Here is a 595-nt window from a genome sequence, read left to right on the forward strand (position 1 = left end):
CCCCCTGAAATACCCTCGAATTGAAGTTAAGGTCTGCTCACTGGAGACAGACGATGAAGAAAGTGCGATTTACGCAGGACTGATTATCGGGCTCCTGAAAGAGCATCAGGCAGGTGCATCGGCTGCGGATCTGTGCTGCAAGCACGGGATCAGCGATGCGACCTTCTACACATGGCGGTCGAAATAGAGCTCCTGGCAAAAAACTCGTGACGCCCGGCTTGCGACGCACTGCTGCGACCTGGGCGGAACTGGCCAAGGCTCCGCTGGTCGAAGACCAGTTGAATGCCAGTGGAGGGGATTACTCGCAGCGACGGGCCTGTCGGCTGGTCGGCATTGATCCGAAGACGTGGCGCTATGCGCCACGCCATCCGGATGCTGCGCTGCTTATTTTTGCGACGAACAGGAAGAGCGCCATGCATCACCCGGATGCTGGCGTTCTTGGTAAGTTCTTGGTGCAGGATTCAATGGTTGCGGGGGCAGGATTTGAACCTGCGGCCTTCAGGTTATGAGCCTGACGAGCTACCGGGCTGCTCCACCCCGCGGTGGTGTTTGTTGGGTGGACTGGAAGACCTGGCGGCGACCGACTTTCCCACGA

The 595-nt window shown here is 58.5% G+C and carries 1 tRNA gene and 1 pseudogene; one reads left to right on the forward strand and one right to left on the reverse strand.

From position 1 onward, the window contains the following. Nucleotides 1–53: 53 nt before the first annotated feature. Nucleotides 54–380 (forward strand): annotated as a pseudogene (locus AD949_RS14690) (transposase); the annotation flags it as partial. 85 nt (nt 381–465) lie between these two features. Here the strand turns inward: AD949_RS14690 and AD949_RS00030 are convergent. After that, a tRNA-Met gene (locus AD949_RS00030) sits at nt 466–542 on the reverse strand. Nucleotides 543–595 lie beyond the last annotated feature (53 nt).

The sequence above is a fragment of the Acetobacter orleanensis genome, from assembly GCF_001581005.1.
GTDB lineage: Bacteria > Pseudomonadota > Alphaproteobacteria > Acetobacterales > Acetobacteraceae > Acetobacter > Acetobacter orleanensis.